The organism is Stenotrophomonas maltophilia group sp. P373, from assembly GCF_053295075.1.
This window is the reverse complement of the sequence record NZ_CM129994.1, coordinates 3,669,099-3,682,857: the sequence shown is the minus strand read 5'-3', so window position 1 is coordinate 3,682,857 and position 13,759 is coordinate 3,669,099. Positions and strand designations below refer to the sequence as shown.

The following is a 13,759-nucleotide window of genomic DNA, read 5'->3' as shown; positions in this document are numbered from 1 at the left end:
TGTGTAGACGTGCTCCCCTTGCGGATGGGGGGATTTCAATACCACCGCAACCAGAAAAGGAACTGACCATGTCTGACAAGAACGTTTCGATTAAGCCGCTGGGTCTGGAAATGGCACGCGAACTGAGCACCGAAGAGTTGATGAATGTCGGCGGTGGTGCCTTGGAGGCTGCTCCGGCATCGACTGGCAGTGCTGGCGGCAAAGTTACCAGCGGCGGCGACTGGGAAGTCAACGTCGGTATCGACTGGTAATCGCTTTCTGAGTTCTTGGTAAAAGCACTCCCCCTGCCAGATGGTGGGGGGGGGGCGGGGACACTGAGGAGCTGTAATGATGGAACCGGTTCACGTCATCATTGGAAATTCGGAGGACATCCATGCCGTGTCCGTGGCATGGGCGCTTGAACGCGCCGGTGCGCGCGTTCTGTTGTGGGATGGGATCGGCATGCATGATGAGGCTGTCATGGTCCATACGATCGGCGACTCAGGATCCATTCTAAGGATAGGTGGGGACACCGTTCGCGATGTGAAGTCGCTGTGGTTCAGGAGGCCCGTACCGTACCAGCCCTTGGCTGATCTCGATCCGGCTTCCGTAAAATTCGTGGACAATGAACTGAAAAGCGCACACGGCTCATTGGCAGCGGCGCTTCGTTTGAGATCTTCGCTCACGATAGGTGACTGGCATCCTACCGACGCCTCAACCAAAGGGCTCCAGCTTGAAGTTGCTTTATCTTGCGGCTTTCGCATTCCAGATACCTTGATCACGAACGATCCGGTAGAAGTCGCAGACTTTCGTACAAGGCAGCCTGCGGTTCTGGTGAAGCACTTCACCCCACACTTCTGGTCCAGTGATAGGGAGCGGAAAGGCTGGCAATGCGGACCCGTGATCATTCCTCGAGATCGATCGCTTGATGATGCTGGCGTTCGAGTCTGCCCGGCGATCTACCAGGCAGTGGTCGACAAAGTGTTCGATCTGCGGGTTACAGTGATTGGACGGCGCATGTTCACCGCGAGAATTGTTCGCCACGATGGTGTTTCGCCACTTGACTGGAGGCCGGGTTCAGTGAGGCCGGGTGAGTTGGTCATGGATCGGTATGAGCTGGATGAACGGACCCAGGCGGCGATCGGTTTGCTGATGGACAAATTGGATTTGCGCTATGGTTGTGTGGACTTGGCGGTTGATTCCCGGGGGGACACGTTCTTCTTCGAGATCAATACTGGTGGCCAGTTCCTGTTCATCGATGACTACATTCCCGAGATGAATCTACTAGGAGAGATGGCGGGGTTCCTCTTGGCCGGTTCCATGGAGTACGAAGCTGTACCATCGTCGGTGGCGAATCTTGCTGCTTTCGAAAGCAGTGATCGTTGCGCTGAACTTTGTTCAGCGGTGCGCCGTTTCGGGCAAAGCGACCGCATGATTACTCGTGTGGACACGAGCGCAGCAGAGGCCGCATGAGGCGGTTTGGTCTGTTGGGGTGGGTACTTGTGCTCAGCAGCAGCCCTGTCTGGGCTGTTGACCTAAGTCAGGCGATGCATGCGTGCCCCGGGGCGGCGGCTTTCATTGAAGCTCAAGTTGCTCAGCAGCGGGCCGCATTGTCTGTGGGGCCTTCTGTAGTGTCGGACAACGTTAGGCGGGAGCGGCTGCTGGCGTTGCAGGATGAGGACCAAAGACTCTATGAGAGATTGGCGTCCGGATCTATTGATGTAACTGCATTGATGCCGGTGAAGGAGCGACACCTGAGCTATCTGCGTCAGGAACTTGGTGATTCAGTGGCAATCCCATCTGTGGGGGAAGTGGGGAGGGATGGCCTCGCTGCGCTCTGGTTGCTTGTTCAGCATGCAGATGATGATCCGTCGTTGCAAGCAAAAGCGTTGGCGAATTTCGAGCCTTTGGTGAAGCGAGGTGAACTGGACGCGAGCAAGTTTGCTCTCCTCTCAGACAGAGTGCTTCTCGCTTCCGGTAAGCCCCAGCGTTTCGGAACCCAGTTACGGTCTCTGGAAACAGGCGAGCCACTGAAGTTGGATAGTCCTGCATCGGTCGAGCGTGAGCGAACTGCGCTTGGTCTGATGAGCCTGGAGGACTATCGCTGTATCAGCGATCAGCTGTACAGAAGCGCCCGTTGAAGGCAGGGAATTCAACAGTTCGCAGATGGTGCAGGATGACGGCTGGCACTGGCCGATATTTGCACTGGACTGATCGGGTCCATCAATCTGCTTGCTGAATCTCATCGGTGCTCTCCGTAACTGCTGTATCCATTGATGAAGAACGGAAGGGAGAACGAGGATGTCTAGCGGAGATAGGAAGTTGAAGCCCCTAGGCCTTGAGATGGCCGTGGAGATTGATATGAATGTGCTTTCATGTATTGGAGGTGGAAGGTCCAATTCGACTACAACGACGGTCAGTGTAGGGTTGTCAACCGAAGGCGGAGATCTTGGTGACGTCAACATCAGTTTCGATTGACGAGGCGGGGCGCGTCGCGTTCTCCGAAGCAGCGTCAGATAGCCGGCGCGCTGCGCGCGTTCATGGACATGTTGCGGGAGTGAGTTGCAGTAGATGATGCAGCGCCGCTGTCAGGCATGCGTGGATGGGTTCTGCTACGGCCCCTGCAATACCCGCGCCAACAACGCCAGGCACTCACGCAGGTGCACATCCACCGGCGTATCCTCGGCCACCACCCCGATCACGCGCTCGCGCAGCGGTTCGGCCACGGCCATTGCCAGGATCAGTCGCGCCATGCGCGCGGAATCCCCCTCACGCAGCAGCCCACGCTGCTGCTGCCGTTTCAGCCAGTCGGCCAGCAGCGCACGGCCGCGCTCGATGCCGTTGTCCAGGTAGGCCTGCAGCAGCGCCTGCTTGCCGGGAAAGTCCGTGGCCAGCAGCCGGAACACCTGCACCGCCTGCGCCGACAGCGCCTGCGCACACACCGCCTGCAGGATGTCCTGCAGCAACGGCAGCACCTCGTCGGTGTCGTGCGCATCGCGCTGCAGCTGCGGCGCGAAGCCATCGGTCCATTCGCGCACCGCCAACCCGACCAGTTCCTCGCGGTTGCTGGCGTGGCGGTACACGGTCTTCTTCGCCACCCCGGCATGCGCCGCCACCGCTTCGATGGTGGTGGCCTCGTAACCCTGTGCCAGCAGCAGCTCCAGCGTGGCCTGCAGCACGGCGTGGCGGACTTCGGCTTCCGGTCGCGCGGGACGTCCACGGCGGCGGGCGGGGGCGACTGGATCGGGCAGGGCGGTGCTGTTCATTGCACCCATCTTACCGCACCCGATCAATTGCGAAACGTTTAGCGTTTCCGTATTATCGAGTCTCCCAACCGCAGGAGACCCCCATGGATACCGCTGTGAACGCCCGTGCCTGGCTGGACCACCACGATCTGCTGGACCCGGCACCGATGCACTTGGAGACGGGTATCCAGCGTCGCGAAGACGGCACCCTGCTGGTGGCGGTGCGCACCGACCTGCACGGCTGCAAGGGCCGCATGCTGGACTGGTGGTTCACCTTCTTCGAAACCACCCAGCACATCCGCTGGTGGCATCCGGTCGATCATGTCGAGCACCGCGGCTGGGACGCGGCCTGGCAGCGAGGGCGCAGCTACCACGGCGCCAGCATCCATGCGGTGGAATCGCTGGCTGACATCCCGCCGGTGGCGGCACGCCTGAAGTTCCATGACCCGCGCACGTTGCTGGTGCCCGAGCGCCTGCAGGCGGCGCAGGATGCAGGTGACCTGTCGGCGGTGATCGCCGCGCGCATCGGCTTCGGTGACCACGTGCGCCTGGATGCAAACGGTGATCCCTGCGATGGGCAGATGCTGCACGTGGCGCGCGATACGCCGTTTGGCTGCGTGCTGCGCAGCCGCTTTGTGCTCGGCCTGGACAGCGCCGATCCGCACCGCGATGCCAGCGATGAGGTCGGCCTTGGCCTGCTCAAGCACTGCTATACGGAGTTCAGCTTCCTTTCGCGTCTGCTGCCATCGCTGTACTACGGCGAACGCGCCAATGGCGAGGCGGTGCCACTGCCATGGTGAACGACGCGCCGGTCATTCGACCAGCGCGTCGTAGCCTTCAGCACTGAACTGGATCAGGCAGAAGCCGTGGCCGAATGGATCGGCCAGCACGGCAATGCTGCCCCAGCGACGTTCGCGCACGGATTGTTCGAGCGTGGCCCCGGCCGCAACCGCACGGGCCAGTGCGGCCTGGATGTCATCCACGACCCAGTCCAGGTGCAGCGGCGTCCAGTGGCGCTCGTAGTCGCGCACGTCACCGTCCTCGGTGGCGGCGCTGCCGGCCTCGTTCTGCAGCAGATACAGCGGCGTGGGTCCACCGAGCAGTTCCACGGCGTCCGGGCCGAGGCGGCGGCCGATGCGCAGGCCGAAGGCTCGCATGTAGAAGTCTTCGGCAGCGGCGAGGTCGGGGACGTCGAGGTTGACGATGAACGCTGCGGTGGGCGTGTCCATGATCAGATCCGGTGGATGCGGGTGGGCAGTGTATGCCCCCATCCACGCATGGCGTGGATCTACTGTGCGCGTGGGTAATCGAGGTAGCCCGCCTCACCGCCACCGTAATAGGTGCTGCGGTCAGGCGTGGCCAGCGCGACGTCGTGCCGAAGGCGTTCGACCAGATCCGGGTTGGCGATGAAGGGCTGGCCGAACGCGGCCAGGTCGATGGTGCCCGCTTCGACCAGTTCAAGGGCGCGTTCGCGGGTCATGCCACCGGCCAGGATCACGGTGCCACCGTAGGCCTGCTTGAACTGCTTCAGGAACGCGCTGCCCAGCACCGATTCACCCTGCTGCAGGTTGTCGTTGAGGTGCAGGTAGGCCAGCCCGCGCTTGCCCAGTTCTTCAGCCAGGTACAGATAGGTGGCCTCGTTGTCGGGGTAGAACGGCATGTCGAAGGTGAGGTTGTTCGGCGCCAGGCGCACGCCGATGCGGTGTGCACCGATGCGTTCGGCCATCGCATCGACCGTCTCCAGGATCAGCCGCGCACGGTTGGGCAGTGAGCCGCCGTAGCGGTCGTCGCGCTGGTTGATGAGCGGGTTGAGGAACTGTTCGAACAGGTAGCCATTGGCGGCATGCAGCTCGATGCCGTCGAAGCCGGCGGCGATCGCGTTGTCGGCGCCCCGTGCGAAGTCAGCAATGATGCCGGGGATTTCGTCGGTGGCCAGCGTACGTGCCGGGGTGGGATCTGCGTGGCCGCGGCTGCCGTCTTCCAGATAGACGAACGAGGTGTTCTTCGGTGCGCTGGCCACCGGGCGCGTGCCGGCGCTGACCGGTTGCCCACCATCGGGCTGCAGCGAGGAATGCGACATGCGGCCCACGTGCCAGAGCTGGGCAAAGATCGTGCCCTGAGCGGCATGCACCGCCTCGGTGACCAGCGTCCAACCGGCCACCTGTTCGGCCGACCAGATACCCGGCACGTCGATGTAACCCTGGCCCTGCGGCGAGACCGGCGTGCCTTCGCTGATGATCAGGCCGGCGCTGGCACGTTGCCGGTAGTACTGCGCGGTGAGCTCATTGGCGACCGAACCGGGGTTGCGGGCACGGGTCATCGGGGCCATCGCGATGCGGTTGCGCAGGGCGGTGCCTGACAGGTCGAAGGGGTGGAAGAGGGCGGCGGTCATGTCGGTCATCTCGGTGCGGGGAGGCGCCAGCGGCGCGATGGACACAGGATGGCGTTGACATGCGGGTGCATAAAGCGCTTCGATTTCCCATTGAGCGGGACTATTTGTCCCCAATGGGGCGTGTAAAGATGTTGCCACTGGAATCCTTGAATGGCCTGGTGACCTTCGTCACCACGGCACGCTCGGGCAGCTTCACCGAAGCCGCCGATGCGCTGGGCATTTCGCGCTCGGCGGTGGGCAAGGCCATCGCGCGGCTCGAAGCGCGACTGGGCGTGCGCCTGTTCCATCGCACCACGCGGCGCATTGCGCTGACCAGCGATGGCGAGGCGTACTACGCCTCCTGCGCGGCGGCTCTGGAAGAGATTTCCGCGGCCGAGGCCTGCCTGGGGTCGGCCGGGCTGCCCAGCGGGCGGCTGCGCATCGACATGCCGTCCTCGTTCGGGCGGCTGGTGGTGCTGCCGGTGCTGCTGCGGCTGTGCCGGGAGTACCCGGACCTGCAGTTGACGATGACCTTCACCGATCACTTCATCGATCCGGTCGAGGAAGGCATCGACCTGCTGATCCGCTTCGGTGGGCTGCACCAGGCCGAGCATCTGGTGGCACGCCGGCTGGGGCGCCAGCGGCTGGTCACCTGTGCATCGCCAGCGTACCTGCAGGCACATGGCACCCCGCACACCGTTGAGGAACTGGCACAGCACCGCAGCATCGTCGGCTTCCGCCACGGCCAGCCGGTGGCGTGGCGGATCGGCAGTGATGATGCGGAAGGAACCTTCATTCCAAATGCGGCCTACCAGCTCAACGACGGTGACGCGGTGATCGACGCGGCCATCGCCGGGCTGGGTATCTGCCAGATGCCCATTTCACTGGTGCGCCGACATCTGGAATCCGGCGCGCTGCACTCGGTGCTGGACGCAGACATGCAGCGGCATATCGACATCCATGCGCTGTGGCCACCGACCCGCCACCTGCGGCCGAAGGTGCGCTATGTGGTGGATGAGTTGACCCGGTTGGCGGAAGAAGGTCTGTTTGATTGAGCCGAGGCATCAATAGTTGACGATCCGGAAGGACGTGTCTTCGCCTTCCTGCAGTGCTTCAAACACCTCAGCCAGAAGCACGATCAGATCGCGCCCATGTGCGGTGACGAAGTAGGTCGCCAGGCTGTCGATATCGGGAGCGATATCGTCTCCCCAAGGTGGGTGCTGGGTTCGATCCTCGAACGACCAGATGACACGGGCCGGCGGAATCTCGGCCAGCTCGCGGCGGACGATATGCAGTTCGGCCAGCGCGTCGGCAGCATCTGATTGCAGCAAGCCCCCGGCGTATAGCTGCTTCATGAGGATTGGGAAGCGACTTCCCCAGCCATCCGGTTCCAGGTTTCCGGCGATGGTCGAGAAAAAGGCATAGAGAAATGCCCCGGTACCGATCTCATCGGTGATGCGCCCGAGCTGGATGCCAATGCCCATTGCCTGGTTCCTGATTCTGCCGACCCTGGAGCTTGGCCGAGATGGCAGTGGCTGACACTGAAGAAATGTAAGTGTTTGATATCAATAGATTGAGTGCAACGCTTGCGGAAGCAAAAGGGGCCATTCCCGTCACTTTGAAGATTCTGTTTATACTATCCCCCAGTATAGTTCCGAGGTGGCTCCGCCATGCCGCACTCCCCCGAAGAGAAAAAGAAGGTCCTGGCCCGCGTGCGCCGTATCCGCGGCCAGTGCGATGCGCTGGACCGCGCGCTGGAAGCCGGTGCCGACTGTGGGCCGGTGCTGCAGCAGATCGCGGCCATCCGTGGCGCGGTCAACGGCCTGATGTCCGAGGTGATGGAGGCCCATCTGCGCGAGGAGTTCGGCCAGCCCGCGGCCTCTGATGAACAACGCGCCGAGCGCGTGCGCGACATGAGCGCGTTGATCCGCTCGTACCTGAAGTAAACGTTGGCGCAACGTAGCGCCGCGCATCCTGTTTCCCTTGTTTTCCTGGAGAATCCACCATGAAGTCCCGTGCCGCCGTCGCCTTTGGTCCCGGCCAGCCGCTGCAGATCGTCGAGATCGATGTCGCCCCGCCGAAGAAGGGCGAAGTGCTGGTCAGGATCACCCACACCGGTGTCTGCCACACCGATGCGTTCACCCTGTCCGGCGATGATCCGGAAGGCCTGTTCCCGGTGGTGCTGGGCCATGAAGGCGCCGGCATCGTGGTGGAAGTGGGCGAGGGCGTGACCAGCGTCAAGCCCGGCGACCACGTGATTCCGCTGTACACCGCCGAGTGCGGCGAGTGCCTGTTCTGCAAGAGCGGCAAGACCAACCTGTGCGTGGCCGTGCGCGCGACCCAGGGCAAGGGCGTGATGCCCGACGGCACCAGCCGCTTCAGCTACAACGGCGAGCCGCTGTACCACTACATGGGCTGCTCGACTTTCAGCGAGTACACCGTGGTGGCTGAAGTCTCGCTGGCCAAGATCAACCCGGACGCCAACCCGGAACACGTCTGCCTGCTTGGCTGCGGTGTCACCACCGGCATCGGCGCGGTGCACAACACCGCCAAGGTGCAGGAAGGCGACAGCGTGGCGGTGTTCGGCCTCGGTGGCATCGGCCTGGCCGTAATCCAGGGCGCGCGCCAGGCCAAGGCCGGCCGCATCATCGCGGTGGACACCAACCCGTCCAAGTTCGAACTGGCCCGCGAATTCGGTGCCACCGACTGCATCAACCCGAAGGACTACGACAAGCCGATCCAGCAGGTCATCGTGGAAATGACCACCTGGGGCGTGGACCACAGCTTCGAGTGCATCGGCAACGTCAACGTGATGCGCGCGGCGCTGGAATGCGCGCACCGTGGCTGGGGCCAGAGCGTGGTGATCGGCGTGGCCGGTTCGGGCCAGGAGATCTCCACCCGTCCGTTCCAGCTGGTGACCGGCCGCAAGTGGATGGGCACCGCCTTCGGTGGCGTGAAGGGCCGCAGCCAGCTGCCGGGCATGGTCGAGGATGCGATGAAGGGCGACATCGAACTGGCCCCGTTCGTCACCCACACCATGGGCCTGGACAAGATCAACGATGCCTTCGACCTGATGCATGAAGGCAAGTCGATCCGTTCGGTGGTCCATTACTGAGCCGCAGCGTGGGCTGGTTCGATGCCTTGCGCAGGCCGCGTGCGGAAGATCCGCGCGCGGCCCTGGTTGATCCGATCGAGCAGGCGTTGCGCGTGCTGGGTTGGGTCGAAGGCGTCGTGGGTCCGCCGCGCGCAGTGGACTCACCCTTCGGCATTGATGAAATGCCGTTCGAGCACTGGCTGGCGCAGGTGTTCCTGCCGCGCCTGCACGAAGCCCGCGCCGATGGCCAATGGCCACCGCGCAGTGACGTGGCGGTCGCAGCGTACCGCAACCTGGACGGCCAGCCTGGTGTCGAACCGCTGCTGCGCCTGCTGTCGCAGCTGGATGAGTTGATCAACACACGTGACGGCTGACGCCGGCACGCAGGAGAGTTCCATGGAACGTATTGAACACCGCGCCTGTTTCGGCGGTTGGCAGGATGTTTACCGCCATCGTTCGACCACGCTGGGCTGCGACATGCAGTTCGCCGTGTACCTGCCGCCGCAGGCGGAAACGCAGAAGCTGCCGGTGCTGTATTGGCTGAGCGGGCTGACCTGCACCGAGCAGAATTTCATCACCAAGGCCGGTGCGCAGCGCTATGCAGCCGAGCACGGCGTAATCATCGTCGCGCCGGATACCAGCCCGCGCGGTGATGACGTGGCCGATGCCGAGGGCTATGACCTGGGCAAGGGGGCGGGGTTCTACCTCAACGCCACCCGTGCACCGTGGGCGAAGCACTACCGCATGCATGACTATGTGGCGCAGGAACTGCCGGCGCTGATCGAGGCGAACTTCCCGGTCACCGGGGCGCGTGGCATCAGCGGCCACTCGATGGGTGGCCATGGTGCGCTGGTGATCGCGCTGCGCAACCCGGGGCGCTACCGCAGTGTGTCGGCGTTCTCGCCGATCGTCGCGCCCAGCCACGTACCGTGGGGGCAGAAGGCGTTCACGGCTTATCTGGGCGACAACCCAGCCGACTGGGCGCAGTGGGACGCGTGTGCGTTGCTGGCGACGGCCAGCGAGCGCCTGCCGTTGCTGGTCGACCAGGGCGAGGCGGACGAGTTCCTGCAGACCCAGCTGCAGCCGCAGCGCCTGCAGGAGGCCTGCGCCGCAGCCGGCCATCCGCTGACCCTGCGCCTGCAGCCGGGCTACGACCACAGCTACTATTTCATCGCCAGCTTCATCGGCGAGCACGTCGCCCACCACGCTCGCGCCCTGCACGCCTGAGGGCTTTCCGGTAGTGCCGGCCGCTGGCCGGCAATCCCAGGGGATCACAGGGCTGCGGATTGCCGGCCAGCGGCCGGCACTACCATGGTGATGCACGCGGAGTGTCGTTTTGCCGCAGTGGATCACGCCGCTGTGGCGTGCCGGCGCGCTATCGTGCGCTCAGACGGCCTTGCGGATCGGGGGGATGCATGCCGGTAGTGCTGGCGCTGCTGTACGTGCTCTGCCATGGGCTGGCCGTGGCGTTCTGGCCGAGCCCGGCGGGCGTGGGCTCTTTCCTGTTCCTGACCGGCGCACCGCTGCTGGCCGCCGCCGCGTGCCTGGTGCGGGCGCAACGTGACCGCGCCGCTCTGGGCTGGCGTTCTACCGCGATGGCACTGCTGCTGTGGGCCGGTGGCATGACGTTCAACATGGTGGATGCGCTGGGCGCCGGCCGGGCTGACTTCACCCCACGCGTCAGCCTGTTGTTGTACGTGCTGTATGGCGTGCCGCTGGTGTTCATCCTGGCCCGGGCACGCCGCGAGCGCCCGAGCATCAGCCTGATCGATGCGGCGATGGCGGCGCTGCTGGGTGTGCTGTTTTTCGTGCACACCGCATCGTTCGCCGCCCGTGTCGAGGTCGACGCCCATGCCATGTCCAACATGCAGCGCATGTTCGACATCCAGAACCTGTGTATCGCCGCGTTCGCCGTGGTGCGATGGCTGGCCGGCGACGTGCCCGAACGGCGCAGGTTCTTCCGTGCACTGGCGTTGTACGCGCTGGCCTATCTGCTGGTGGCCTACTACATCAACCACTACACCTCCGATGATGCATTCGGTGCGTTCAACGACCTGCTGATCGACGTACCTTTTCTGCTGATCGCCTGCATGGCGCTGGACACGGCGCCGGACACAGGCACCACGGCACACCCGCGGCTGGCGAGGACGGTGCAGGCCGCCGGTCCGATCATCCTGCCGTTGCTGCTGCTGGTGGTCGGCACGCTGGTGGTCGATCATGCGCGGCCGTTGGCCGTCGCGGGCTTCGTCGTAGCCACCCTTGGTTTCGGCCTGCGCAGCGTCCTGCTGCAGACCGATCTGCTGGAGCGTCAGGCGGCGCTGGATCAACTGGCGCGGCAGGATGGCCTCACCGGCGTGGCCAATCGCCGCGAGTTCGACGCGCGGCTGACCTCCGAGTGGAATCGCGCGCGGCGCAGCGGCACCGAGCTGGGCCTGCTGCTGGTGGATATCGACCACTTCAAGGCCTTCAACGACCGGCATGGCCATCCGGCCGGTGATCGTTGCCTGCAGGCGGTGGCCGGGGTGCTGAAGGGCGTCGCAGGTCGCGGCAGTGACAGCGTTGCGCGTTATGGCGGTGAAGAATTCGCTGTCATCGTGCCTGGAAGCCCACTGTCGGGCGTGCTGGCGCTGGCCGAGCGCCTGCGCGAAGCGGTCGAAGCGCTGCCATTGCCGGAAGGCCCGGTCAGCATCAGCGTCGGCGTGGGTTACCTGCATCCGCCGGCGCTGGCCAGTGCCGATCAGTTGCTGGCAGACGCCGATGCCGGCCTGTATGCCGCCAAGCGTGCCGGCCGCAACCGGGTGGTCCTGCATGCGCGCGTGCTGGATGACGAGGGCAACGCGCACGGCACCATGGACTGTTGAGCGGACCAGCCCATGGCGTGCCGCCCGTCCAGGGACATCACACTGGGTAGTGCCGGCCGGTGGCCGGCATCTCCTCGGTTGCCGGCCAGCGGCCGGCACTACCACGACGTGGCCTCAACGCACGTCGCGCAGTTCCCAGTGGTGGCCGGCCAGCAGGCGCAGGCGCTGCTTGAACACGTCACTGTCGATACGGGTGGTGGCGACCAGGTTGATGCGCAGGTCCTTCTGCTCGCCGGTCACGGTGGCGTCCGGATCGGTCACGCCCCACTGCGGTTCCACCGCATCCGGGTCGGGTTGCTTGGCTTTCCAGCGCTCGAACAGCGTGCCGCTGCGCAGGGCGTCCTGCAGCTCTTCGGCGAAACCGGCGGCGCCCTGCGAATGGAAGGACAGGTCAGGGTCGTTGCCGCGGGCCTTGGACGGATCGGGCAGGCTGATGTGGTACTGCGCAGGCATGAAGTTCTCCTTGAAGTGCGGCAAGGCTGGCACAACCACGGTGGAATCGGTGTGCAGATTCGCGCCGCGTCGGGGCATCACTCGAACCGATGTGGCCCATCGGCGAAACCCACCGTGACCGCGCCCTTGCCGACATTGACCATGCCGGTCAGGCTCATCACCGATTCGTACACGGTCACGCCATGGCCGGCGCAGACCTCCTTCATCTGTGCGTAGCCGGGCAGGCTGCGCAGCTCATCCAGCTCACCGCCGTAGCTGACGCATACCGTCGGCGTCATCAGCCCGGCACGCACGCGCTGGCTGACCACCGCGAACAGCTTCTGCACGGCACTGTCGAAGCCCTTGATCTTGGCCACCGGCCCGGTCTGGCCACGGTAGCCGTGCAGCACCGGCTTGATGTCCAGCGCGCTGCCCAGTGCGGCGCTGAGCAGGCCGACGCTGCGGTCACCCTTGTGTCGTGCACGCGCGCGCATGTAGTACAGGTCGCGGGTGATCATGTAGCCGTGCACATTGCCGGCCAGTTCTTCCAGCCGTTCGCGGATCTGCTGCACGCTGGCACCACTGTCACGCAGGCGAACCGCCTCCACTGCGGTCACGGCCTGCGCAGCGAACAGGTTCTGGGTATCGAGCACGCGCAGGGCGAACGGCGAGTTGTAGCCCGCTGCCTGCCGCACCGGCTTGTAATCGTTGAGGATGGCGAAGCTGGCCTGCAGCGCATTGTCGTGGATCGGGCTGCGGGTCTTGGTGATGGTCATGCAGAACACGTGGTCGTAATCGATCACCAGCTGCTGCAGGAACAGGTCGCGGATCTGGTTGACACTGAAGGGGATGGTCTCCGCCTCGGCACCGTGCTCGGCCACGTGTGCATGCAGGAAACTCAGCGTGGCCTGCTCATCGCGATGATCGGCCAGAACCGCTTCACCGATTCGTACGGTGATCGGCAGCAGCACGATGTTGTGCTCGGCAATGAAGTCCTGCGGCAGGTCGCAGGCCGAGTCGACGACGATTCCGATGCGCATCCGCGGCTCCCCCTCCAGGGCGGTTGTAGGTTCGGAAACGTGAAATCTATCTCAAATTCTGGCGTGGCGCGCGAGGGAAGCGCGCCAGGCCCTGTTCAGCGACTGCGCTGCACGGCCACCGGAAGTTCGGCCAGGCGCTGCCATTCGGGCTGCTGCAGCAGGGCGGGATCGGCCAGCACGGCGGCCATCAACGGATGGGCGTCGTTGCCCCAGAACAGTTCGTCATCGATGGCCAGGGTCGGTACGCCGAACACGCCGGCAGCAATGGCGGCCTCGGTGTTCCTCCGCAGCTGCTCCTTGACCGCGGGGGCCGCGGTGGCGCTGGCGACATCCTCGATCCCCAGCCGCGCAGCCGGTTCGCGCAGGGCCTCGGCGCTATCGGCGGCATTGCCGTCGCGCCAGATCCAGTCGAACAGCACGTCTACCGCCTGCACGCTGCCACCGGCGGCCAGGCACAGCCGCAGGGCAGACAACGGGTTGAACGGGTGGCCCGGCGGGAACCGCAGCGGTGTTCCTTCGGCCTGCGCAGTCCACAGCAGCTGGCGGTACATGAAGCGGCGCTTGGCCGGAATCTCGGCCGGCCCGAGGTTGCCCAGGTGATGCAGCACGGCACCGAAGGCGATCGGCACGGTCTGGATCCGTGCGAACTGGGGCAGCTGCTTCAGCTTCTGCCAGTGCAGGTAGGAATAGGGCGAGACGAAGTCGAAGTACCAGCGCAGGGTGGCCATGCGGGTTTC

The 13,759-nt window shown here is 64.5% G+C and carries 17 protein-coding genes; 10 read left to right on the top strand and 7 right to left on the bottom strand.

Annotation, left to right across the window (positions count from 1 at the left end; genetic code table 11):
* Positions 1 to 68 precede the first annotated feature (68 nt).
* The 3 genes from ACSYHF_RS17000 (at position 69) to ACSYHF_RS16990 (ending at position 2,120) form a co-directional block, all read left to right on the top strand.
* A complete protein-coding gene (locus ACSYHF_RS17000) occupies positions 69 to 251 on the top strand; it encodes a hypothetical protein (RefSeq protein ID WP_005419266.1) in 183 nt (60 codons plus the stop codon).
* A 79-nt stretch (positions 252 to 330) separates the two neighbouring features.
* Positions 331 to 1,452 carry a hypothetical protein gene (locus tag ACSYHF_RS16995; RefSeq protein ID WP_032954524.1) on the top strand — a complete coding sequence of 374 codons (1,122 nt, stop codon included), beginning with the start codon at positions 331 to 333 and terminating at the stop codon, positions 1,450 to 1,452.
* The gene (locus ACSYHF_RS16990; RefSeq protein WP_005419262.1) at positions 1,449 to 2,120 is read left to right on the top strand and encodes a DUF6624 domain-containing protein; all 672 of its coding nucleotides are present in this window, start codon (positions 1,449 to 1,451) and stop codon (positions 2,118 to 2,120) included. Before ACSYHF_RS16995 ends, ACSYHF_RS16990 begins: the two co-directional genes overlap by 4 nt.
* 471 nt (positions 2,121 to 2,591) lie before the next feature.
* Here ACSYHF_RS16990 and ACSYHF_RS16985 read toward each other — a convergent pair whose 3' ends face one another.
* Positions 2,592 to 3,254, bottom strand: a complete 663-nt coding sequence (locus tag ACSYHF_RS16985) for a TetR/AcrR family transcriptional regulator (RefSeq protein ID WP_032954519.1) — start codon at positions 3,252 to 3,254, stop codon at positions 2,592 to 2,594.
* Between the two features lie 74 nt (positions 3,255 to 3,328).
* Here ACSYHF_RS16985 and ACSYHF_RS16980 point away from each other — a divergent pair, with 74 nt between their 5' ends.
* Entirely contained in the window at positions 3,329 to 4,024 is a 696-nt protein-coding gene (locus tag ACSYHF_RS16980) for a DAPG hydrolase family protein (protein WP_005419258.1), read from the top strand.
* 12 nt (positions 4,025 to 4,036) lie between these two features.
* On the opposite strand, the gene ACSYHF_RS16975 is transcribed toward ACSYHF_RS16980, so the two are convergent.
* Positions 4,037 to 4,453, bottom strand: a complete 417-nt coding sequence (locus tag ACSYHF_RS16975; RefSeq protein ID WP_005419256.1) for a VOC family protein — start codon at positions 4,451 to 4,453, stop codon at positions 4,037 to 4,039.
* A gap of 59 nt (positions 4,454 to 4,512) precedes the next feature.
* Complete coding sequence (locus ACSYHF_RS16970; RefSeq protein ID WP_032954523.1) at positions 4,513 to 5,616, bottom strand: alkene reductase; 1,104 nt, start codon at positions 5,614 to 5,616, stop codon at positions 4,513 to 4,515.
* A gap of 128 nt (positions 5,617 to 5,744) precedes the next feature.
* Here ACSYHF_RS16970 and ACSYHF_RS16965 point away from each other — a divergent pair, with 128 nt between their 5' ends.
* Positions 5,745 to 6,650, top strand: a complete 906-nt coding sequence (locus tag ACSYHF_RS16965; RefSeq protein WP_005419250.1) for a LysR family transcriptional regulator — start codon at positions 5,745 to 5,747, stop codon at positions 6,648 to 6,650.
* Between the two features lie 9 nt (positions 6,651 to 6,659).
* Here the strand turns inward: ACSYHF_RS16965 and ACSYHF_RS16960 are convergent, their stop codons facing one another.
* Positions 6,660 to 7,079, bottom strand: a complete 420-nt coding sequence (locus ACSYHF_RS16960) for an Imm70 family immunity protein (protein WP_005419247.1) — start codon at positions 7,077 to 7,079, stop codon at positions 6,660 to 6,662.
* 186 nt (positions 7,080 to 7,265) lie between these two features.
* Between ACSYHF_RS16960 and frmR the strand changes: the two genes are divergently transcribed.
* The 5 genes from frmR to ACSYHF_RS16935 all read left to right on the top strand — a co-directional run bounded on the left by frmR (position 7,266) and on the right by ACSYHF_RS16935 (position 11,550).
* Positions 7,266 to 7,541 carry a formaldehyde-responsive transcriptional repressor FrmR gene (frmR, locus tag ACSYHF_RS16955; RefSeq protein ID WP_005411009.1) on the top strand — a complete coding sequence of 92 codons (276 nt, stop codon included), beginning with the start codon at positions 7,266 to 7,268 and terminating at the stop codon, positions 7,539 to 7,541.
* 59 nt (positions 7,542 to 7,600) lie between these two features.
* Positions 7,601 to 8,710 (top strand): S-(hydroxymethyl)glutathione dehydrogenase/class III alcohol dehydrogenase, encoded by a 1,110-nt coding sequence (locus ACSYHF_RS16950; protein WP_188239467.1) that lies wholly within the window; start codon positions 7,601 to 7,603, stop codon positions 8,708 to 8,710.
* 8 nt (positions 8,711 to 8,718) lie between these two features.
* On the top strand, positions 8,719 to 9,063 hold the full coding sequence (locus ACSYHF_RS16945) for a YqcC family protein (protein WP_005419244.1): 345 nt from the start codon (positions 8,719 to 8,721) through the stop codon (positions 9,061 to 9,063).
* A gap of 22 nt (positions 9,064 to 9,085) precedes the next feature.
* Positions 9,086 to 9,916 carry an S-formylglutathione hydrolase gene (fghA, locus tag ACSYHF_RS16940; RefSeq protein ID WP_005419242.1) on the top strand — a complete coding sequence of 277 codons (831 nt, stop codon included), beginning with the start codon at positions 9,086 to 9,088 and terminating at the stop codon, positions 9,914 to 9,916.
* 188 nt (positions 9,917 to 10,104) lie between these two features.
* Positions 10,105 to 11,550: a GGDEF domain-containing protein gene (locus tag ACSYHF_RS16935; RefSeq protein WP_065196463.1), complete on the top strand. Its 1,446-nt coding sequence runs from the start codon at positions 10,105 to 10,107 to the stop codon at positions 11,548 to 11,550.
* 114 nt (positions 11,551 to 11,664) lie between these two features.
* Here the strand turns inward: ACSYHF_RS16935 and ACSYHF_RS16930 are convergent, their stop codons facing one another.
* The 3 genes from ACSYHF_RS16930 to ACSYHF_RS16920 form a co-directional block, all read right to left on the bottom strand.
* On the bottom strand, positions 11,665 to 12,003 hold the full coding sequence (locus tag ACSYHF_RS16930; RefSeq protein WP_006469105.1) for a hypothetical protein: 339 nt from the start codon (positions 12,001 to 12,003) through the stop codon (positions 11,665 to 11,667).
* A gap of 77 nt (positions 12,004 to 12,080) precedes the next feature.
* Positions 12,081 to 13,022, bottom strand: a complete 942-nt coding sequence (locus ACSYHF_RS16925; RefSeq protein WP_053501128.1) for a DegV family protein — start codon at positions 13,020 to 13,022, stop codon at positions 12,081 to 12,083.
* Between the two features lie 95 nt (positions 13,023 to 13,117).
* A complete protein-coding gene (locus ACSYHF_RS16920; protein WP_065185376.1) occupies positions 13,118 to 13,750 on the bottom strand; it encodes a 2-hydroxychromene-2-carboxylate isomerase in 633 nt (210 codons plus the stop codon).
* Positions 13,751 to 13,759: the final 9 nt, after the last annotated feature.